This window comes from Variovorax sp. LjRoot130 (assembly GCF_964253755.1).
Taxonomy (GTDB): domain Bacteria; phylum Pseudomonadota; class Gammaproteobacteria; order Burkholderiales; family Burkholderiaceae_C; genus Variovorax.
The window spans coordinates 1,597,079-1,616,798 of the sequence record NZ_CAXURM020000001.1; the positions used below are offsets into that span (position 1 = coordinate 1,597,079).

The following is a 19,720-nucleotide window of genomic DNA, read 5'->3' on the forward strand; positions in this document are numbered from 1 at the left end:
TGCCTGCTATCGAAAAGATAGCTGGCCGCGAAGTCACCGCACTGTCATCGCCGTCTTTTGCCGCAGTGCGACAATACCCGGCTTCATGACAAGCTCCTTCTCCAATCTTTCCCTGGCCGAACCGCTGGCGCGCGCCGTGGCCGAAATGGGCTACGAAACCATGACGCCGATCCAGGAGCAGGCCATTCCGGTGGTCCTCGCGGGCCAGGACGTGATGGGCGCGGCGCAGACCGGCACCGGGAAAACCGCTGCCTTCTCGCTGCCGCTTTTGCAGCGCATGCTCAAGCACGAGAACAGCTCGACCTCGCCGGCGCGCCATCCGGTGCGTGCCCTGGTGCTCCTGCCCACGCGCGAGCTGGCGGACCAGGTGGCGCAGCAGGTCAAGCTCTACGCCAAGCACACCCAGTTGCGCAGCGCGGTGGTGTTCGGCGGCATCGACATGAAGCCGCAGACGCTGGAACTCAAGAAGGGCGTCGAGGTGCTGGTCGCCACGCCGGGCCGGCTGCTGGACCATATCGAAGCCAAGAACGCGGTGCTCAACCAGGTCGAATACGTGGTGCTCGACGAGGCCGACCGCATGCTCGACATCGGCTTCCTGCCCGACCTGCAGCGCATCCTCTCGTTCCTGCCCAAGCAGCGCACCACTTTGCTGTTCTCGGCCACCTTCTCGCCCGAGATCAAGCGTCTCGCGGGCAGCTACCTGCAGAACCCGGTCACCATCGAGGTGGCGCGGCCGAACGAAACCGCTTCCACCGTCGAACAGCATTTCTACAGCGTGAGCGACGACGACAAGCGCCGCGCGCTCAAGCAGATCCTGAAGCAGCGCGGCCTCAAGCAAGCCTTCGTCTTTGTCAACAGCAAGCTGGGCTGCGCGCGGCTTGCGCGTTCGCTCGAACGCGAAGGTTTGAATACCACCGCCCTGCACGGCGACAAGAGCCAGGACGAGCGCCTGAAGGCGCTCGCGGCCTTCAAGGCCGGCGAGGTCGACCTGCTGGTGGCCACCGACGTCGCGGCGCGCGGCCTCGACATCAAGGACGTGCCGGCGGTCTTCAACTTCGACATTCCGTTCAACGCCGAAGACTACGTGCACCGCATCGGCCGCACCGGCCGCGCCGGCGCCTCCGGCCTGGCGGTGAGCTTCGCGAGCGGCGGCAACGACGTGCGCCTGGTGGCCGACATCGAGAAGCTGATCAAGAAGAAGATCGAGCTGGAACCGATCGAGTTCGAGGAAGACCGCCCGCGCGGCCGCATCAACGACGGCCGCCGCCACTGGCGCGACGAAGGCGAGGCCGGCGATGCGCGCGACGTGCTCGACCAGCCGCGCGAACGCAGCGAAGCCCGTCCTGTGCGCAGTGGCCGGCCGCACCGCGCACCCGCGGCACCGCGCGATCCCTTCTTCGAGCAGCCCTACGAAACGCCGGAGCGCGAAGCCGCGCCGGCCTGGGAAGCGGCCGCCAAGACCACGCCCTCGCGCGGCATCTCGAGCAACATCAAGAGCAAGCGCAAGGTCGCGGCGCTGTTCAAGACCGCAGCACAGCCGAATTAGGGGCTCAGCCCGGCTTCTGCGCTGCCGGGCAGCGGGCCTGGATCAGTTCGCGCTCCTCGAGCGTCGCGCCCATGCGCACCGCGCTCAGGCAGCCGCCCCAGACGCAACCGGTATCGGTGGACAACAGGTCGGGCCGAGAGAGCCAGCCCAGCGTCGACCAGTGCCCGCAGGCGATGGTGGCGGCTTGCGTCCTGCGGCCAGGCACGTCGAACCACGGCATGAAACCCGCGGGCGCGGACGCGGTCCCGTCCTTGGTTTCGAATTCCATCAGGCCATCCGTCGTACAGAAACGCAGCCGCGTGAGCGCATTGACGATCGCGCGCAGCCGCGCATGGCCACTGAGCGTGTCGCTCCACTGCGCGGGCTCGTTGCCGTACATCTCGTGCAGGAATTCGCCGGATGCGGAACCGCGCAGCACCGACTCGACCTCGGCCGCGTAGACCAGCGTATCGGCCACGCTCCACTGCGGCAGCACGCCCGCATGCACCATCAGCAGGTCGCCGCCGCCCACCGAGCGGTGCAGCGCCATGGGCTGCTGGCGCAGCCAGTCGAGCAGGGCCTCGCGGTCGGGCGCTTCGAGCACGCCGTGCAGCGTGTCCTTGCGCCCGAGCTTGCGCGCGCCCTGTGCGACGCCGAGCAGGTGCAAGTCGTGGTTGCCGAGCACGGTCTTCGCCGCGCCGCCGTAGCGCTGCACGCGCCGCAGCACCTCGGCCGACGCGGGGCCGCGGTTGACCAGGTCGCCCAGGAGCACCAGGGTGTCGCGGCTGGGAGAGAAAGCGATGTCGTCGAGCAGGCGCTGCAGGGGCTCGTCGCAGCCCTGCACATCGCCGATCAGGTAGAGTGCCATCTCCCCATTCTCTCCCGCATACATGGATGTTTTTCTGCTGGCCTTGCTGACCACGCTCAACGCGTTGTTCGCAATGTCCGAAATGGCCCTTTCCACCAGTCGTCGAGCGCGGCTCGCGGCGCTGGCCGAAGCGGGGGATACGGGGGCGGAGGCTGCGCTCAAGCTGATGGAGGATCCGACGCAGTTTCTCTCCAGCGTGCAGATCGGCATCACCTCGATCGGCATGTTGAGCGGCATCGTCGGCGAGGCGGCCTTCGCGGCGCCGCTCGCGTACTGGATGGAAGGGCTGGGTCTGGGTGCGGGCGGTGCGAGCTTCGTGTCGACGGCCATCGTGGTGACCTGCATCACCTTCTTCACGATCGTCTTCGGCGAGCTGGTGCCCAAGCGCATCGGCCAGCTCTACCCCGAGCCGGTGGCGCGCTACGTGGCGCGGCCGATGCGCGCGCTGGCCACCGCCGCCAAGCCCTTCGTGCTTTTGCTGTCGGGTGCCACGGCCGCCATGCTCAAGTTGCTGCGCATCGATTCGAGCGCGGCCCGCATGATGACCGAGGAGGAGATTTCCGCCAGCCTCGAGGAAGGCGTCGATGCCGGCGTGATCGAAATGCACGAGCACCAGATGGTGCGCAATGTGTTCCATCTCGATGATCGCCGGCTGAGCTCGCTGATGGTGCCGCGTGCCGATATCGAATGGCTGGAGGCCTCTTTCACCGTCGCGCAGAGCCTGCAGAAGGTGTCTGCTGCGAGCGCGCTCAACCTGGTCCACTCCTGGTACCCGGTGTGCCGCACCTCGCTGGACGATGTGGTGGGCGTGATCAGCGTGGCGCACCTGTTGACGTTGAGCCCGACGCACGAGGGCACCATCGAGTCGGTGGTGCAGCCCGCGGTGTTCGTGCCCGAGACGCTCACCGGCATGGAGCTGCTGGAGCAGTTCCGCACGCGCGCCGGCCGGCTGGTGTTCGTGGTCGACGAATACGGCGTGGTGCAGGGCCTCATGACGCCGCGCGACTTGCTGGAAGCGATCACCGGCGAGCTGCAGACCGCCACCCAGGGCGATGCCTGGGCCCACGAACGGCCCGACGGCGTGTGGGAGCTCGACGGCCTGATGCCGGTGTCCGAACTGCGCGCGCGGCTCGGCATCCGCGAGCTGCCCGAGGAGGAGCGCGGGCGCTACAACACCGTGGCGGGTTTGCTGATCTTCGTCTCCGGCCATCTGCCCGAGCTCGGCGAGCGCATCGATTGCGAGGACTGGAACTTCGAGATCACTGCGATCGACGGCAGGCGCATCGACCGCGTGCTGGCGCGTCCGCTCAGCGTGGCCGCGCACGCCGCGAGCTGATCGCCGGCGGCGTCGAGCAAAAGCCTATCCGCCGAGCCTCATTTTCACCGGGGGTACGGATGCGCCGGCCGCCATTTCCAGGGCGGTACGGGGTCGCGTTCGGCCCACAAGCCCACGCGCCTGGCCCTGGCCTCGCGTTCGGCGAAGCCGTACTGGCCGCGCTCGGTCGGGCTCTGCTCCGAGGCATGGGCGCGCGACCACCAGGCCATGCCGAGGGTGAGCATGGCGAGACCGACATCGAGCGTCTTCGGGCAGCGGGCGTCGGTGCAGGACGCGGGCGCCACCCACACTTCGCAGACGCGACGGTCGTAGCGGTCGGTCTGGCCGCAGTCCAGCCGCGCGGTCTTGCGGTAGGCGATGTCCGAAAGCGCGCGCTTGGCGCGGCGGCCGTAGGGTTGGCCGATCTCGGGCGCATCGATGGCATGCAGCCGCACGGTGAGCCGGCGGTAGGCGTCGGGCTCGCCGCAACGAAGCTTGAGGGTGTCGCCGTCGCTGACGGCGACGACGAGGCAGAGGAGGGCAGCAGAAAGCATGGAGGCAAACCGGGCGATGCTAACGCGACTTCCCGGCGCCAGAGCCCCCTGATCAGCCCTCGCATGCGCGCTGGAGTTCGGCGGGGCATCGATGAAATGGCGAAGCGCTTGTCCCGGTTGTGAGAATCAGCCTTGCACGCCGGTCGGCCTGTGGCTTCAAAGCCCCGAATGGCGAGGTTTGCATGCGAATTCCTCAAAAGTCGCTTTGGAAAGTAACTATTTGTGTGATTCAATCGACCCCCGGAGTGAGGACCAGTCGAGGGATTTCATGAAGAAACTGCTGAGCATCGTGTGCGCGACAGCCTTGGTCTGTGGATGCGCAACCCGGCCCCAGGAGGGCCCCGGTTCGGGTTCCGGCGCGGACTACGTGCCCATGGTGGCGCCGTCGGCGGTCGAAAGCTCGGTCTACGACCAGGACGTGGCCAAGTGCCGCGCGAACGCGAAGAACGTGCCTTTCAATGCCAGCCAGCACGACGATGCGCTGGTCGTGGTCGACGGGGGCGTGATCGGCGTCGGCATCCTGCAAGGGTGGCCGACGCTCGTCGGCGGCGTGGTGATCGGCGGGCTGGTCGGCTTCAACCACTGGGTCTACACGCCCGAGCGGCGCGCCTGGAAGACCAAGCAGGAAACCGTGATGGCCAACTGCATGGCGCAAAAGGGCTACATCAACACCGACCCTAGCGTGCGCGTCACCTGGGTGCCGCCTGCACTGCGGGCGGTGGAAAGCATCCGGCCCACGGGCCGGGACACCTACAACGTGGAGCAGCTCGCCAAGGCGCAGCGTTGCAATGCCACGCCGCAGGCGACGCTGGTGGAGAAGGGGCCGGGCTTCGAGCGCCACACCGTGGCCTGCACCAACGGCCAGGTCATGGCGGTGCGCTGCGAGTTCGGCCAATGCCGGGTGAGCCAGATGACGGCGCTGCGCAGCTAGTCGCCAGCAGCCAATACCGCTTGTAGAGCGGGCCCCCTAGTCGATCTTCAGCACGCGGCTGGAGCTCCCCTGCCGCTTGGGCAGCGTGAGGCGCAGCACGCCGTCCTCCAGCTTGGCGACGGCGGTCTTTTCGTCCACGTCGCTGCCGAGCGTGAAGCCGCGCGACACGCTGCCGTGATAGGTTTCTTTCGTCAGCGTGCGGCCGTGCTTTTCTTCCAGCTCCTTCTTGATCTCGGCGGCGATGGAGACGTAGTTGCCGTCGATCGAGACGCGGATGTCCTCCTTCTTCGCGCCCGGGATCTCCGCGCTGACCAGGTATTCCTTGTCGTTCTCGCTGATGTCGACGCGAATGTCGGACGGCACGTCCACCTCATCCAGCATCTGCAGCGGCCGCGCCCAGCGGCGCATCATTTCGGGGAACAGGTTGTCGATGCGCTCGAGACGGGTAAAGGCATTCATGGTGAATGGCTCCAGGTAGGTTGAACAACACGTCGCTCCGTTCCATGATTCATGAACGGCGACACCCAAGGAATATGGTCGACCCTTGCCAAGCCCCTGGCGTGCCCGCGGAATTCGGCTAGCGGAAGAGAGATGGCCCAACGATTCGATGTCTGCAACGGCGATGCCGACGGCCTGTGCGCTGCCGTGCAATGGCGGCTGCACGAGCCCGCGCCCGCGGCGCTGCTGACCGGCCTGAAGCGCGAGATCGCGCTCGTCGGGCGCGTGCCCGCGAAGGCCGGCGACGAGCTCAATGTCTTCGACCTGTCGATGCGGCCCAACCGGGGGGCCTTGCAGCGCCTGCTCGACGCCGGCGTGCGCGTGCGCTATTTCGACCATCACGTGGTGGAGGACATGCCCGCGCACCCGCTGCTCGAGTCGCACGTCGACACCGCCACTGACGTCTGCACCAGCCTGCTCGTCGACCGCCATCTCGGCGGCACCTTTCGCGCCTGGGCGCTGGTGGGCATCTACGGCGACAACCTGGCCGCGGTCGCCGACCGGCTGGCGCTCGATTCGAACGTCGACGCCGGCGACTGCGCGCTGCTGCGGCGGCTCGGGGAAGCGATCAACTACAACGCCTACGGCGACGAGGAGCGCGACGTGCACATCGCGCCGCGCGACTTGCACGCCATCATGCTGCGCTACCGCGACCCGCGCGACATGCTGGCCTACGAGCCCGTGGTCGACGAGATCGATGCGCAGCGCCACAGCGATCTGCAGCAGGCGCTTGCCGTTGCCCCGCTCTGGCAGGATGCGGGCGCCAGCGTGCGCGTGCTGCCGGATGCGCCATGGAGCCGCCGCGTGCTCGGTTGCATCGCCAACGAGCTCGCGAACGCCGAGCCGCAGCGCGCCCATGCGGTGCTCAAGCAGCAGGGCAAGGGCTATTCCGTCAGCGTGCGCGCGCCGCTGGCGTCGCCGTCGGGCGCCCACGCGCTGTGCAGCCGCTTCGGCGGCGGCGGGCGGGCTCGGGCCGCCGGCATCGACGGGCTTGCGCAGGATGAGCTGGAGCGCTTTATCTGCGCCTTCGCGAACGCACGCTGGGGCGAGCCGCCCGGCCCCTGACGCACATCGGTCGCCTCGACGAAGATGCAGGACGCATCAGGAGCGAAACCATGGATCCTCAGGCCAACTCGACGAGTTCGATCAGTGCGCCCGCGCTGCCGCTGCAGCCGATCAGCGAGGAAGTGCTGCTCGAGAAGTACGCCAAGGGCAATGAACGCAGCATCGACGACGTTCGCCGCCGTGTCGCGCGGGCATTGGCGCAGGCCGAGCCGCCCGAGGCACGTGCGCAGTGGGAAGCGCGCTTCCTGCAGGCCTTGCAGGACGGCTTCCTGCCCGCGGGGCGCATCAATTCGGCGGCCGGCACGGCGTTGTCCGCCACGCTGATCAACTGCTTCGTGCAGCCGGTCGGCGACTCGATCGCGCAGGAGGAAGAAGGCCATCCGGGCATCTACACCGCGCTCACCGAGGCCGCCGAGACCATGCGCCGCGGCGGTGGCGTGGGCTACGACTTCTCGCGCATCCGGCCGCGCGGCGCCTGGGTCGGCAGCACGCAGTCGAGCGCCTCGGGGCCGGTGTCGTACATGCGGGTGTTCGACCGCTCCTGCGAGACGGTCGAATCGGCCGGCGCGCGCCGCGGCGCGCAGATGGGCGTGCTGCGCTGCGATCATCCGGACATCGACGAGTTCGTGCATGCCAAGGACCGGGGCGACCTGGCCAACTTCAACATCTCGGTGGGACTGACCGACGCCTTCATGCAGGCCGTGCAGGAGGACCGGCCGGTCGATCTGGTGCACCGCGCGGCGCCGGGCCCGCGGCAGAAGGCCGGCGGCGCCTACCAGCGCGACGACGGCCTGTGGGTCTATCGCACGCTGCCGGCGCGCGCGCTGTGGGAGCAGATCATGCGTTCGACCTACGACCATGCCGAGCCCGGCGTGCTGTTCCTCGACCGCATCAACGCCGACAACAACCTCTCGTACTGCGAGACCATCGCCGCCACCAACCCCTGCGGCGAGCAGCCTTTGCCGCCCTACGGTTGCTGCTGCCTCGGCTCGATCGACCTGACGCGCTTCGTGCGCGATCCCTTCGAGCCGGCCGCGCGCTTCGACGAGGAGGCCTTCGCGCGCCTGGCCCGCATGGCCGTGCGCATGCTCGACAACGTGCTCGACATCAGCGTCTGGCCGCTGGAGCGCCAGCGCGAAGACGCGCGCAACAAGCGCCGCATCGGCCTCGGCTTCACCGGCCTGGGCGATGCGCTCGTCATGCTGAACCTGCGCTACGACAGCGCCGCCGCGCGCGCCGCGGCGCGCCGTATTGCCGAAGTGCTGCGCGATGCGGCCTACGGTGCGTCCGCGGACCTGGCGGCCGAGCGCGGCGCCTTCCCGCTCTTCAACGCCGACCTCTACTTGCGCCGCGGTACCTTCGCCTCGCGCCTGCCAGCGCCGTTGAAGGAGCGCATCCGCGCTGCAGGCCTGCGCAATTCGCACCTGCTTTCCATCGCGCCGACCGGCACCATCAGCCTGGCCTTTGCCGACAACGCGAGCAACGGCGTCGAGCCGGCGTTCTCGTGGACCTACACGCGCCGCAAGCGCAGCGCCGAGGGCACTTTCGAAGAACACGTGGTCGAAGACCATGCCTGGCGGCTGTACCGGCATCTGAAGGGCGAGCAGGCGCCGCTCACCGAGGCCTTCGTCACCGCGCTGCAGATGAGCGCGCAGGCGCACGAGGAGATGGTCGCGGCGGTGGCGCCTTACGTCGATACCGGCATCTCGAAGACCGTCAACGTGCCGGCCGACTACCCGTATGCGGATTTCCAGGATCTGTACCTGCGGGCATGGAAGTCCGGCCTGAAGGGACTCGCGACCTACCGGCCCAACACGGTGCTCGGCGCGGTGCTCAGCGTCGATGCAGCCGCCGCGGCGAAGGCGCAGGCGCCGGCAACGCTCGACGCCCCGCACCTGAACCAGCGCCTCGCGCTCGAACGCATGCCGCGGCCGGTGCTGGCCTCGCTGCGCTGGCCCGGGCGCCCGGAGCTGCCCGGCGGCAACGCGGCCTGGACCTACATGGTCCGGCATCCCTTCGGCGAATTCGCGCTCTTCATCGGCGAGCTGCCCGAGGACGGCAAGCCCGCGCCCTTCGAGGTTTGGATCAACGGTGCCGAACAGCCGCGCGGGCTCGGCGCGCTGGCCAAGACCTTGTCGATGGACCTGCGCGCCAAGGACGCGGCCTGGGTGCGCCTGAAGCTCGATGCGCTGGCCACCGTGCAGGAAGAGCGCGCGTTCGAGATGCCCTTTCCGCCCCATGGGGAGATGCGCCGTTTTCCCGGTGTGGTGGCCGCCACGGCCGCCGTGATCCGCTGGCGTTGCGAGCAGTTGGGGCTGTGGGCGGAGGGCGAATCCGCGCCCACGCCGGTGATCGACGCGATGTTCAGCCGCGAGGAGCCGCAGACCGGCCCGAACGGAACGCTCGCCTGGTCGGTGGACGTGCACAACCCGGCCAGCGACGAGGCCTTCGCGCTGACGCTCAAGGAGGTGCTGGTGCCGGACGGGCAGGGCGGCACGGTCACCCGGCCTTGCGCGCTGGGGCTTTCGGGCAACTGCCCGCGCGCGATGGACGGGCTCGCGCGCGTGCTCTCGCTCGACATGCGCGTGCTCGACCCGGCATGGATCGGCATGAAGCTGCGCAAGCTCTTGAACTACGCCGAGCCGCTCGGTCACTTCATGGCTTTCGTGCCGGGCTTGCCGCACGGCCAGCAGCGGCAGCAGACCTGGCCCTCGACGGTGGCGTACCTGGCGCGCCTGATCATCCACCGCTACGCGATGCTCGGCGTGCTGGACGAAGAGGGCTACCCGCTGCAGGAGATGGGCATCCTGCAGCTGCCGGCATCCACGCCCATGCAGGCGGAGCCGATGGCCGGCGCGCGCTGCCCGGAGTGCGGCAACGCGACGATGATCCAGAAGGACGGCTGCGACTTCTGCACCGCCTGCGGACACATCGGCAGTTGCGGCTAGCGGGGTTCAGTCCCGCTGGGGAATGCCCAGGCCTCGCGCGACGGCCGGCCGTGCGAGAAACATCTCCAGCGCCCGCGTGACCTGCGGGAAGTTCCGGATCTCGACCAGGTCCGCCGCTTCGTAGAAACCGATCAAATTGCGCACCCAGGGAAAGGTGGCGATGTCGGCGATGCTGTAGGCATCGCCCATGATCCAGCTGCGGCCCGCGAGCCGCCCTTCGAGCACGCCGAGCAGGCGCTTGGCCTCCTCGACGTAGCGGTCGCGCGGGCGCTTGTCTTCGTAGTCCTTGCCGGCGAACTTGTTGAAGAAGCCGAGCTGGCCGAACATCGGACCGATGCCGCCCATCTGGAACATCAGCCACTGGATGGTTTCCCAGCGGCCGGCCGCGTCCTTCGGCATGAGCTGGCCAGTCTTGTCCGCGAGGTAGAGAAGGATCGCGCCCGATTCGAACAAGGCCAGCGGCTTGCCGCCCGGACCGTCGGGATCGAGGATGGCCGGGATCTTGTTGTTGGGATTGAGCGAGAGGAACTCGGGCGACATCTGGTCGTTCGTCGAGAAGCTGACCAGATGCGGCTCGTAGGGCAGGCCGGTCTCTTCGAGCATGATCGAGACCTTGACACCGTTGGGCGTCGGCAGGGAATAGAGCTGCAGCCGATCGGGATGCCGGGCGGGCCATTTCTTGGTGATCGGAAAAGCCGATAGGTCGTTCATGGTGTTGCGTGTCCTTGATGCCGCGGAAACGGCTGAAGGCGGGGATTCTGCCTTCGGCCGGCGGTTCAGGAGAAGGTTGAAGCCCAGCGCTCGGCCATCGCCGGGGAGTTGAAGCAGGTGGTGTCCCGCGTCGTGCTGCATACGGCGCGTTCGAGCAGCTGGATGTCGGCCTCGTGCTGGCGCGCGACATGCGGGTCCTCGAAGAAGATGGCTTTCTGGCAGCGGCGGTCGAGCACCAGCTCGGCGATCTGCGCATCGCCGCCCAGCGGACCGCTGAGATAGCGCTGGACCCAGGGCTGGTCCTTGGGCCAGCCGCGCGACCAGGCCATGTCGTTGAGCCGGCCGCCCGTCGTGCCCGTCCCGACACGCGCCTTGAACCTCGACAGCAGGTCGAAGTGGGTCGCCGCGAACTCGACCATGCGGTCCTTCAAGGCGTCGTGCGCGATCAGGGCGACCGTCTGCGAGTCGATCGCCGAGAGCCGGGTTTTCTCTTCCGAAGCCAGGCCCGCATGCGCGAGTTCCACCGCCACCCATTCGGCGGCACCTGCGACCGTGGAGACGAAGGGCTTGCCGTGGACCACGCACTGGCGCTTGAGCGCCAGCGCTTCCGGATACAGCGAGGACGGATCCACAGGATCAATCAGGTAGATCACGCCATCGAGTTCGCTGGCGGTGGCGAGGCCGCCGGCAATATGCGACACCAGCCGCATCACGCCGCCGTCCCGGCCGTCGGGATAGCGCACCAGGCGGTCGTAGCCCGCGAGCAGGCCTTGCCGCATCAGCGCATCGTAGGTGCCGCCGACCGCGTGAAGCTCGAGTTGCAGCGCGCGGATGCCGTCGTCGCAAACAGCGGCCCAGTGGGCCAGCCCACCGCTCGCGTCCTGGCGATGCAGCCTGCTGGCGATCAGTCCGAAACGCATGGCCGTCACTCCTGTTGATCAAGCCGGTTTGACGGCCGTGTACTCGGAGAAGATGCCGAGTTCGACATGGCGATGCGCGTCCTCGAAGCCGGCGGCGCGCAGCGCGGCCAGCACCGATTCCGGGGGAATGCAGGCCTCGATCGTGTCCCAGTAGTAGCGCCAAAGCTCGGCGGTGTCGCGCCGGCGCGCCACGATCCGCGCGATCACCGGCACGACAGTGCGCATGTAGGTCTTCAGCAAGGCCGTGCCGATCGGTCCCGCAGGCTTGGTGATCTCGAGCACGAGCAGCCGGCCGCCCGGGCGCAGCACCCGGAAGAATTCGGCAAAGGCCGCATTCACGTCGGCGATGTGGCGCAGCGCATAGCCCATGCTGAGGAAGTCGCTGCCGGCCTCCGGCAGCGGCAGCGCTTCGGCCCGGCCGCGGATCAGCTCGACCCCAGGCAGTGCCACCTCGCGCATCATGCCCGGACTGGGATCGATGCCCACCAGCCGGCCGTGCGGGCCGATCAGCGCGAGCGCCTCGCGCGCGACCAAGCCGGTGCCGATGCCGACGTCGAGCACCTGCGCGCCGGCTGCGAGCCCCGCTCGCAGCAGCGCGGCGCGCCGGTAGCGCGGCCCCGAGCCGAGCGCGAGCAGCCGCTCGATGCGCTCGTAGTCGGGCGCGGTGTCGTCGAAGATGCGGCGCAGGAACCGGTCGTGCTCGACCTCGTCGCCGTAGTAGGCCGGCAGCGGTGCGTGCGGCGGCAAAACCTCGATGGGAGCGATGGACGGGCTTGGTTTCTGCATCGAAGCCATTATCGTGAGCTCCACCTCGTCATCCTCGCCGACACCGCCATGCTCTTTTCGACGGACCGCCATGAACCACTGAGCCCGATCGCCTGGGACGAAGCGCTTGCCCGCGAGACGATCGAGCGGATCGTGCGGCAGACGGAAGCGCGCTTCTCTCCCGAGCTGCTGTGGCCGACGCATCCCAACGACAGCGCCGATCCCGCGCCTTCCTGCATGCTCTATTGGGGCGCCTGCGGCGTGTTCTGGGCGCTTCGCTACCTGGAGGCGCGCGGTGCGTGCCGGCTGCGGGGCGACTACGCCCCCTTCGTTCATTCACTGCTGAAGCCGAACCGGAAGGCGATGGGGCACCGCGGCCCATCGGCCTTCGGCAGCTACCTGATGGGCGACAGCGGCATTCAGCTCCTGCGCCATTGGAACGATCCTTCGGAAGAAACGGCGGCCGAGTTGGCCGTGCTCATCGAGGCGACGATGGACCATCCCGCGCGCGAACTCATGTGGGGTTCGCCGGGCACGCTGCTCGCTGCTCTCTTTCTTCAGGAACGGACGGGTGACCCGCGGTGGGCCCGGCTCTATCAGGCAACCGCACGCAAGCTCTGGTCGCAGCTCGAATGGTCGTCGGCGTTTGCCTGCAGCTACTGGACTCAGGACCTGTACGGGAACACACACACCTTCCTGGATGCGGTGCATGGCTTCGTGGCGACCGCGGCGGTACTCATACGGGGACGGCATCTGCTGGACGGTGCCGAATGGGCCGCGTGGCAGCAGTGCATCGCCGACACCGTTCGGCAGACCGCGGAATGGGACGGCCAGCATGTCAACTGGCGGCCGAAACTGGACTCTGCGCCGGTCAGCGACTTGGCCACGAAGCTCGTGCAGTTCTGCCACGGCGCGCCCGGCTTCGTCATCTGTCTCGCGGACTTCCCCGATGCCTCGTTGGACGACCTGCTCCTGGCCGGCGGCGAAACGACATGGGCCGCCGGTCCGCTCCGCAAGGGCTCCAATCTTTGCCATGGAACAGGCGGCAACGGCTATGCCTTTCTCAAGCTCCATCGCCGCTTCGGCGATGCGCGGTGGCTGGAGCGGGCACGCGCATTCGCCATGCACGGCATCCGGCAGACCGACGACGACCTCGCAAAGTTCGGCGACCTGCGCTACTCGCTCTGGACCGGAGACTTGGGCTTCGCGATCTACCTGTGGGATTGCATCCACGGGACCGATCGCTTCCCCACCTTGGACGTGTTCTTCGCGGGCGCGTGAGTGGCCGCATCCGAGATCACCGCATCGAGCCTGGTCAAGGTGAATGTGCGCGGCGAGGTGGTCGATGCTGGGTGTCGATGAGCAGCAACGGCTCGTCTCGGACCTCGGTGCGCTCGACGGCCTGATCCTCGACAACCACGGCACGCTGGTCGTGGGTCGCACCGTGGCCGAGGCCTGGATGCTGATGCACTTGCTCGAGCGCGCTGCGCAGGCGCAGTTGCGTGCCATGGCGGCCACCGGCGGCGCGGTGCGCGTGGTCAGCGACGAACTCGCTGCACGCACCCACGGCGAATGGGTCGGCGACGGCAGCGGGTGGGACGGCGACGTGGAATGGCCGGCCCTGCTGCGGCGGCTCGACCGCGCCTCGCCCGGCTATCGTGATTGATTGACTGAACCATTCATCTGGAGAACAAGCATGCCAACCATCCGCGTCGAGATGTTCGATGGCCGTACCGTCGAGCAGAAGCGCGCACTCGCGCAGGCCCTGACCGAAGCCACCGTGCGCACACTGGGCGGCTCCCCCGACGCCGTCGACATCCTGTTCTACGACATTGCGAAGCACGACTGGGCCACCGGCGGCAAGCTCTGGAGCGAGCCCACGCCGCCGCCGGCCGGGTGAACGCGAGCGGCTGCTGCGGGGCACGTCCGTAGCGGCGCGTAGGTGTCCCACTCGCCCTTCATGCCCGGGTCCCCATGTCGGCGCCGAACAGATCCCTCGCCCAGGGCCTGCGCAAGCTGCACTTGCGTGGTATGTTGGTCTTGCGAAACAAGGCGATGCGCTCGCCTTCAACTCGCTAGCCGCGGTCGCGGTCTGGAGGCGAGCAGGCACGTATTCGCCGAGCGCTGCTTGCTGTTTCGAGTATTTCGAATATTTCGATTTCGTGATAGCCTCGACCACACCATGAGCACGAAGCAATCGCCCGCCCGTTCCAGAAGGACATCGACCGCCAGGGGTGCCGCCAAAGCCGGATCTGCCCCCCAGAAGGCGAAGGCTTCGCCGCGTTCATCGCGCGTTGAGCCGGTGTTCAGGCTGTCGTTCGCTGTCGAGCCGTTCATCGACATCGTCGGCCGACACGTCAAGATCAATGACAAAGCCCGACAGGCGATCGAGATCGACTTGACCGAAGCCCTTGGCCATGGCGGTGTGGTGTTGACCGCTTCGAGCGTCACCCCGGCTGAGCAGGCTGCTGCAGAGGCTGCCGTGGCCGATCCGGTTCTGACGACGGAGCAAGCGGCTCAACTGGCCGGCGTCAGCAGACCCTTCATGGTCAAGCTGATTGATTCCGGGGCGGTGGAGTTGCATCAGAGGGTGGGCAATCAGCGCAGGCTTCTGCGTAGCGCCGTGTTGCGCTGGCGTGCCGACGAGCGCTCGCGTCAGCTCAAGGCCTTGAAGCGCGTGTCCGAGGATTTCGACGGGGAAATCTTCTCCTCGTGATCATTCCGGTCGTCGCCGATGCCGACACGCTGTTTCCGGCCACCACGCGCGGCTTGTTGATCTACCTGGACTACCGCGGCGTCATCAAACTTCACTGGTCGCCGCTCATACTCGACGAAATGAGTCGCGCGCTGGTGGATGCCGGACGCAAACATTCATTGGCCGATGCGAAGGCGCATGAGAAACGCATGTGCGACGCACTTCCGAATGCAACGGTGGCCGCTGCGGTCGTCCAGTCTCTCTTCAAGGATGTAGCGCATGCCGTCAATTCGCCCAAGGACATCCATGTTGCGGCATGCGCCCGCTCACTGATAGCTGCGAATGCCTATCCAGCCTCTGAGGCTGTTGTGCTGACGACGCGCAACACGAAGGATTTCAAGAAAGGAGCTCTGGCAGGGCTCGGCATCGAGTTGCGTAAGCCGGATGCGTTTCTCCAGAGGCATCTTTGCGATGCAAGCGCAGGACTTTGCTTTCGCGTTCAATCACTTCCGGAGAGACCTCGTGTCGAAGCCGCAGCCGGAGGTCTTGCTCGAGAAATTGCGCCTGGATGGTCAGGAGGAGACAGCCCGGGCGCTACTCGCGGCACACCGGGCTGGCGTGGTGAAACTTTAAAAGGCACGGCCGCCTGCGTGCGCGGCGTGGTCAGGGCACAAACATGCTCCACGGCGTCTCGTTCTCGCGCAACCCACGCCGCTTCGTGATCTCCCCCAACGCCTCCCCCGCCTCGAACCGCGCAATCATCTGCTCCGGATCGGTCCCTCGCTAAGATCGCGCCGTACCGTCGCCGCCACTCCCAACAAGGAACCCCAGTGACCATCAACCTGCAAACGCTCAAGTGCGGGGAATGCGGCAGCGGCGTGCTCGAGCGCTCCGGGCTCAACCAGTACACCTGCGCGCATTGCGGCTCGGTCTCGATCGTCGAAGACGACGTGTCCGAGCGGCTGAGCCGGGTGCTCGACCAGGTCAAGGACGAAGCCGCGCGCCGGCTGGCGGCGGAACAAACGGCGCGCGGCCGGCAGGTCGGCCGGTCGTTGGCCATCGCCGCGGCGGCCGGCGTGGTGCTGATCACCGGCGTCTTCGTGGTCACGGCCTTCATCGTGGACCGCAAGGAGCCGTCCGGAGCGGGCAGGCCGGTGGTGGCCTCGATGGCGCCGCGCACGATCCCGATCGACGGGCTCAAGCTCGATTCGCCGCGTCAGGTGCTGGTGGGCGCCGGCACCTCGGCTCGGCCCAGGCTGCTGGTGATGGCGCGCAATGAAACCGGCACGCCGCTCGAGCGGCCAAGCGTCAAGGCCATCTTCTACGACGGCGAAAGCCGGATCGGCGAGCGCAGCGAATCGGTGCCGATCGGCACGCTGATGCCGGGCGAATCGGCGCCGCTCCTGATCGACCTGCCGAGCGACAAGACCGTCACGCGCCAGGAGCTTCAGGTGGCCTCGCTGTCGGCACCGTACCGGACCGTGGAGGGGCCGCGGCTGCAGTTCACGCGCGTGCGCCTGGTGCAGCAGGAGGGCGAGGTGCGACTGGTCGGCCGCATCGTCAACGCGCGCAAGGATGCCGCGGCGCTGACCGCCGTGGAAGTGCTGGTCACGCTCTACGACGACGCCGGCGCGGTTATCGGCTTCGGCCGCGGCTTCTCGCAGGCCAATGAGATCAAGCCGGGCGAGCGCAGCGCGGCGGAGGTGCGCATCGAGCGCTTCGGCAGCCGCCAGGTGCCGATCGCGGCATGGGACTACCGTATCGACTACAACCTGAGCGAAGGGGAGCAGCAGGGCCGCACGCGCGTGCTGAGCAGCAACCGCGTGATCCGCACGGCCGGGGCGCCGGAGGCCTTCCATCCATCGCTGCGCCTCGGCAGCGAGGACCTGCTGGCCGACGAGGCCGAGCGCTTCGATCTCGCGCAGATCGAGTTGCTGCCGCTGGTGCCCGCGCACAACATCACGCAGCGGCCGGTCTACCTGGCCGAGGTGGTCAACCGCAGCAGCGAGGCCATCGCCCTGGCGCCGGGCGCGGTGATCTCGCGCTACGACGGCAACCGGCTCGACGGCACCACGGCCGTCGCCGGCCCGGCCTACCTCTACCCGGGCGAGCGCTTTCCCGTCCTGCTGGAGCCGCGCGACACCGACCGCATCTCGGCCACCCGCGTGGAATGGAAGCCGATGCGCCGCGCCGCCATGCCGGGGCCTCGCATGCCACTGCAGGTGCGCGTCGAAGACACCCGCGCGGCGACGAGCAGCGTGCTGGTCAACTTCAGCCGGCGCTACACCTACAAGTACGTCGACGTCAGCGGCACGGTGACCAATCCGGGCCATGCCATCGTTCGCAAGTCGCGGCTGTGGGTGAGCCTGCGCGACGGCGAAGGCAGGCTAGCCGGCTTCACGCTGCTCGACAACCTGCCGGCCATCGCCCCCGGCGAGAGCGTGCCCTTCCAGGCCAAGGTGAATCAGTTCGGCCGCGACTTCGCGAGCGTGGAGACGCTGTACCAGAGCGAGTAGCTGGGGCGGGGTCGAGGCAGGTTCGCCGCCGTCAGGCCCCACTGTGCAAAGCTTCTCGAAATGCGCGGCTTTGTAGGTAGAAAGGCCCAGACTTCGACCAAAGTCGTAGCCGCTTCGACGCGGCACTCGGCACACTCGCGCCCTTGTCTCTCGGACAGCCACTCCAAATCGATAGAGGGAACGCGATGGAACCGATGCACTGGGAATACATAGGCGCCTTGGGCGGCGTGATCGGCATCGGCTGGCTGGTGGTGGTGCCGATGTACCGCGGCTGGAAACCGTTGAACAAGAGGATGACCGACCGGGTCAGGGAAACCACGACGCTGCTGGCGGCGCTGGAGTGCGATCACGCGGGTCGTTCGTCGCGCCGGTTGCCGGCATCGCGCTGCTGCCCGACGAGCATTCGCTGAGAGAGGCGCTCCCCCGCGCGACGCCTCTCACCCTCTCCGACAAACCCCCGCAACTCGCCGATCGCGGCCGCTCTGGATTCCTGAGCGGACGCCGGTCGGCGCAGTCACGCCTGGAGGCCTGCCGGCGGCCTCAGAGATGAGTACTTTGGTAGGCGTTTTGTCATGCGCCGACCCGGATCGAAAGAGGCGATCTGTCCCGCCCAAATAGGGGCGCAACGCTCATGTATCCATTTGTTTGCATCTCTACATTAGATCCAAGCCAAACGCTTGGCGGGTAATTCCGATCAAGTCCTCCAACGAAAGAGCAACGCGGAGAAATGCATGCGATTTGCGAGGCATCTGTCGCATACGTTCGCCGATCTATTGAAAGAAGAAGCGGGCGCCTCGCTCATGGAATATGCACTCGTGGGTTCGCTGATTCTGGTCGTTTGCATGCTTTTATTGCTCGCTTGGCACAAACAGAACTGAAGGAAATTGAACATGCAAGAATTTCACGCGTTGCTCGAACTTCTGGCCATGCTGGCAACCGACCCGCGCATCGTGGTGTTGTTCGTGCTGCTCGTCGTCGCCTCAATCAGCGATTACCGCACCTACAGAATTCCCAATTGGCTGACATTCGGCGGCGCTGCTTTTGCGCTGGTCTACAAGACCGTCATTGCCGTGTCGCCGCCAACGGCTTTTTTGCAGGCGTTCGGGGGGCTTTTCCTTGGCTTTCTGATCATGCTGCCGGCCTATGCGCTGGGTGTCATGGGCGCAGGTGATGTGAAGCTGATGGCGATGGTCGGTGCGTTCCTAGGGGTCCACGAAACACTTCAAGCCGTCCTCTTCGCTTTCATCGTGGGCGGAATAGCCGCGCTCGGATTTGCATTACTCAGGGGCAAGCTGGGGCGCATGCTGCGCAACGCAAGAACAGCGGTATTCGGCTTGGTGGCATCGACGTTCGCAGGCTTCAGGCCCGATGGTCGAATTGAGGCGAGCCAATCGATCGGAAAACTCCCGTATGGCATCTGCATCAGCATCGGGACGATGGGTTACGTACTAGGTCGGCAATTGGGCTACGCATAGCCGGCGCAGATCGCAAACATCAATTAGTGGAGCATTAAATGAGAAATATCAAGGCAATGGGTCTTCTAATTCTGGCATTGATGATCGGCCTGGCCGCTGCCGTCTATGCGTCTGGCTGGGTATCGCGGCAAGGAAACATTGCTTCCAACAAAGTGGTGGTTGCCGTGGTCGATATCGAACTCGGCAGCAAGATCAATGCGCAAATGCTGTCGACGACCGATTGGCCGAGCGGGTCTGTCCCGGTCGGGGCCTTCAACGACCTCAAGGACGTGCAGGACCGCGTCGCCAAAGTCAGCGTGCTGCGCGGCGAGGCGATCCTCGAAGGAAAGCTGGCACCGGTGGGAACCAAAGGCGGCCTCTCCGCGGTCATCGCCCCCGGCAAGCGGGCCATGACGGTGCGCGTCAACGACGTGGTCGGCGTCGCCGGCTTCGCACTCCCCGGCAACTACGTCGACGTCATGGTGAACGCGCAGCAGGAAAGGGCCAAGGGCGAAGAAGCAAAGCAGATCAGCAAGACCGTCCTGGAGCACGTGCTGGTCCTGGCCATCGCACAGGAAGCGAGCCGCGACGACACCAAGCCCAAGGTGGTCAACGCCGTGACGCTCGAGTTGTCGCCGGAGGATTCCGAAAAGCTCGATCTCGCCCGCAGCGTCGGCACGCTGTCCCTGGTGCTGCGCAACCAGGTGGACAAGACAACGGTCGCGACCAACGGAATCACCAAGCGCCAGCTCTTTGGCGACAAGGAAATCCTGCCCGTATCGGTGGTGGCCGCTGCCCCGGCCCCTGCCACGGCCAAGCCCAGGGCATTCATCAGCAAGCCTGTGGTGGCGCCCGCCATGGAATGCGTGGAAGTCATTCAGAGCTCCGGTCGAGCCCTCAATTGCTTCTGACCGAAAAACACAGAGGAGAAGTTCAAGTGCACAACAACCACAAG

20 protein-coding genes are annotated in these 19,720 nt (G+C 66.9%); 14 read left to right on the top strand and 6 right to left on the bottom strand.

Features of this window, described 5'->3' with window-relative positions:
• Nucleotides 1–85: 85 nt before the first annotated feature.
• Nucleotides 86–1,546: a DEAD/DEAH box helicase gene (locus ACSQ86_RS07985; protein ID WP_436303227.1), complete on the top strand. Its 1,461-nt coding sequence runs from the start codon at nt 86–88 to the stop codon at nt 1,544–1,546.
• Between the two features lie 4 nt (nt 1,547–1,550).
• Here the strand turns inward: ACSQ86_RS07985 and ACSQ86_RS07990 are convergent, their stop codons facing one another.
• The gene (locus ACSQ86_RS07990; RefSeq protein ID WP_093106288.1) at nt 1,551–2,393 is read right to left on the bottom strand and encodes a symmetrical bis(5'-nucleosyl)-tetraphosphatase; all 843 of its coding nucleotides are present in this window, start codon (nt 2,391–2,393) and stop codon (nt 1,551–1,553) included.
• A 22-nt stretch (nt 2,394–2,415) separates the two neighbouring features.
• Between ACSQ86_RS07990 and ACSQ86_RS07995 the strand changes: the two genes are divergently transcribed.
• On the top strand, nt 2,416–3,729 hold the full coding sequence (locus ACSQ86_RS07995) for a hemolysin family protein (RefSeq protein WP_436308696.1): 1,314 nt from the start codon (nt 2,416–2,418) through the stop codon (nt 3,727–3,729).
• Nucleotides 3,730–3,773: 44 nt separating this feature from the next.
• On the opposite strand, the gene ACSQ86_RS08000 is transcribed toward ACSQ86_RS07995, so the two are convergent.
• Nucleotides 3,774–4,262, bottom strand: coding sequence for a thermonuclease family protein (locus ACSQ86_RS08000; RefSeq protein ID WP_436308697.1), 489 nt, complete (start codon nt 4,260–4,262; stop codon nt 3,774–3,776).
• A gap of 268 nt (nt 4,263–4,530) precedes the next feature.
• Here ACSQ86_RS08000 and ACSQ86_RS08005 point away from each other — a divergent pair, with 268 nt between their 5' ends.
• Nucleotides 4,531–5,193 (top strand): hypothetical protein, encoded by a 663-nt coding sequence (locus ACSQ86_RS08005; protein ID WP_436308698.1) that lies wholly within the window; start codon nt 4,531–4,533, stop codon nt 5,191–5,193.
• Nucleotides 5,194–5,229: 36 nt separating this feature from the next.
• On the opposite strand, the gene ACSQ86_RS08010 is transcribed toward ACSQ86_RS08005, so the two are convergent.
• Entirely contained in the window at nt 5,230–5,652 is a 423-nt protein-coding gene (locus tag ACSQ86_RS08010; RefSeq protein WP_436303230.1) for an Hsp20/alpha crystallin family protein, read from the bottom strand.
• Between the two features lie 132 nt (nt 5,653–5,784).
• On the opposite strand from ACSQ86_RS08010, the gene ACSQ86_RS08015 reads away from it, so the two are divergent.
• Together ACSQ86_RS08015 and ACSQ86_RS08020 are read left to right on the top strand one after the other, a co-directional pair.
• Complete coding sequence (locus tag ACSQ86_RS08015; protein WP_436303231.1) at nt 5,785–6,756, top strand: DHHA1 domain-containing protein; 972 nt, start codon at nt 5,785–5,787, stop codon at nt 6,754–6,756.
• Nucleotides 6,757–6,806: 50 nt separating this feature from the next.
• A complete protein-coding gene (locus ACSQ86_RS08020; protein WP_436303232.1) occupies nt 6,807–9,704 on the top strand; it encodes an adenosylcobalamin-dependent ribonucleoside-diphosphate reductase in 2,898 nt (965 codons plus the stop codon).
• Nucleotides 9,705–9,710: 6 nt separating this feature from the next.
• On the opposite strand, the gene ACSQ86_RS08025 is transcribed toward ACSQ86_RS08020, so the two are convergent.
• The 3 genes from ACSQ86_RS08025 to ACSQ86_RS08035 all read right to left on the bottom strand — a co-directional run bounded on the left by ACSQ86_RS08025 (nt 9,711) and on the right by ACSQ86_RS08035 (nt 12,121).
• Nucleotides 9,711–10,415 carry a glutathione S-transferase N-terminal domain-containing protein gene (locus ACSQ86_RS08025; protein WP_436303233.1) on the bottom strand — a complete coding sequence of 235 codons (705 nt, stop codon included), beginning with the start codon at nt 10,413–10,415 and terminating at the stop codon, nt 9,711–9,713.
• Between the two features lie 65 nt (nt 10,416–10,480).
• Complete coding sequence (locus tag ACSQ86_RS08030) at nt 10,481–11,335, bottom strand: methylglyoxal synthase (protein ID WP_436303234.1); 855 nt, start codon at nt 11,333–11,335, stop codon at nt 10,481–10,483.
• 18 nt (nt 11,336–11,353) lie between these two features.
• The gene (locus tag ACSQ86_RS08035) at nt 11,354–12,121 is read right to left on the bottom strand and encodes a class I SAM-dependent methyltransferase (RefSeq protein WP_436303235.1); all 768 of its coding nucleotides are present in this window, start codon (nt 12,119–12,121) and stop codon (nt 11,354–11,356) included.
• Here ACSQ86_RS08035 and ACSQ86_RS08040 point away from each other — a divergent pair.
• From ACSQ86_RS08040 to cpaB, 9 genes are all read left to right on the top strand, one after another.
• Nucleotides 12,032–13,381, top strand: a complete 1,350-nt coding sequence (locus ACSQ86_RS08040; RefSeq protein ID WP_436308699.1) for a lanthionine synthetase C family protein — start codon at nt 12,032–12,034, stop codon at nt 13,379–13,381. The two genes, ACSQ86_RS08035 and ACSQ86_RS08040, sit on opposite strands and share 90 nt — an antisense overlap.
• 64 nt (nt 13,382–13,445) lie before the next feature.
• Nucleotides 13,446–13,766 (top strand): class II aldolase/adducin family protein, encoded by a 321-nt coding sequence (locus tag ACSQ86_RS08045; RefSeq protein WP_436303237.1) that lies wholly within the window; start codon nt 13,446–13,448, stop codon nt 13,764–13,766.
• Between the two features lie 30 nt (nt 13,767–13,796).
• Nucleotides 13,797–14,000 carry a 4-oxalocrotonate tautomerase gene (locus tag ACSQ86_RS08050; protein WP_436303238.1) on the top strand — a complete coding sequence of 68 codons (204 nt, stop codon included), beginning with the start codon at nt 13,797–13,799 and terminating at the stop codon, nt 13,998–14,000.
• 282 nt (nt 14,001–14,282) lie between these two features.
• Nucleotides 14,283–14,816, top strand: coding sequence for an excisionase family DNA-binding protein (locus ACSQ86_RS08055; protein ID WP_436303239.1), 534 nt, complete (start codon nt 14,283–14,285; stop codon nt 14,814–14,816).
• The gene (locus ACSQ86_RS08060; RefSeq protein ID WP_436308700.1) at nt 14,813–15,517 is read left to right on the top strand and encodes a PIN domain-containing protein; all 705 of its coding nucleotides are present in this window, start codon (nt 14,813–14,815) and stop codon (nt 15,515–15,517) included. The genes ACSQ86_RS08055 and ACSQ86_RS08060 overlap by 4 nt, the downstream gene beginning before the upstream one ends.
• Before the next feature lie 108 nt (nt 15,518–15,625).
• Nucleotides 15,626–17,311 carry an FxLYD domain-containing protein gene (locus ACSQ86_RS08065; protein WP_436308701.1) on the top strand — a complete coding sequence of 562 codons (1,686 nt, stop codon included), beginning with the start codon at nt 15,626–15,628 and terminating at the stop codon, nt 17,309–17,311.
• Between the two features lie 185 nt (nt 17,312–17,496).
• Nucleotides 17,497–17,721, top strand: a complete 225-nt coding sequence (locus ACSQ86_RS08070) for a hypothetical protein (RefSeq protein ID WP_436303242.1) — start codon at nt 17,497–17,499, stop codon at nt 17,719–17,721.
• A 480-nt stretch (nt 17,722–18,201) separates the two neighbouring features.
• On the top strand, nt 18,202–18,786 hold the full coding sequence (locus ACSQ86_RS08075; RefSeq protein ID WP_436308702.1) for an A24 family peptidase: 585 nt from the start codon (nt 18,202–18,204) through the stop codon (nt 18,784–18,786).
• A gap of 38 nt (nt 18,787–18,824) precedes the next feature.
• The gene (cpaB, locus tag ACSQ86_RS08080) at nt 18,825–19,676 is read left to right on the top strand and encodes a Flp pilus assembly protein CpaB (RefSeq protein WP_436308703.1); all 852 of its coding nucleotides are present in this window, start codon (nt 18,825–18,827) and stop codon (nt 19,674–19,676) included.
• The last annotated feature ends 44 nt before the right edge of the window (nt 19,677–19,720 follow it).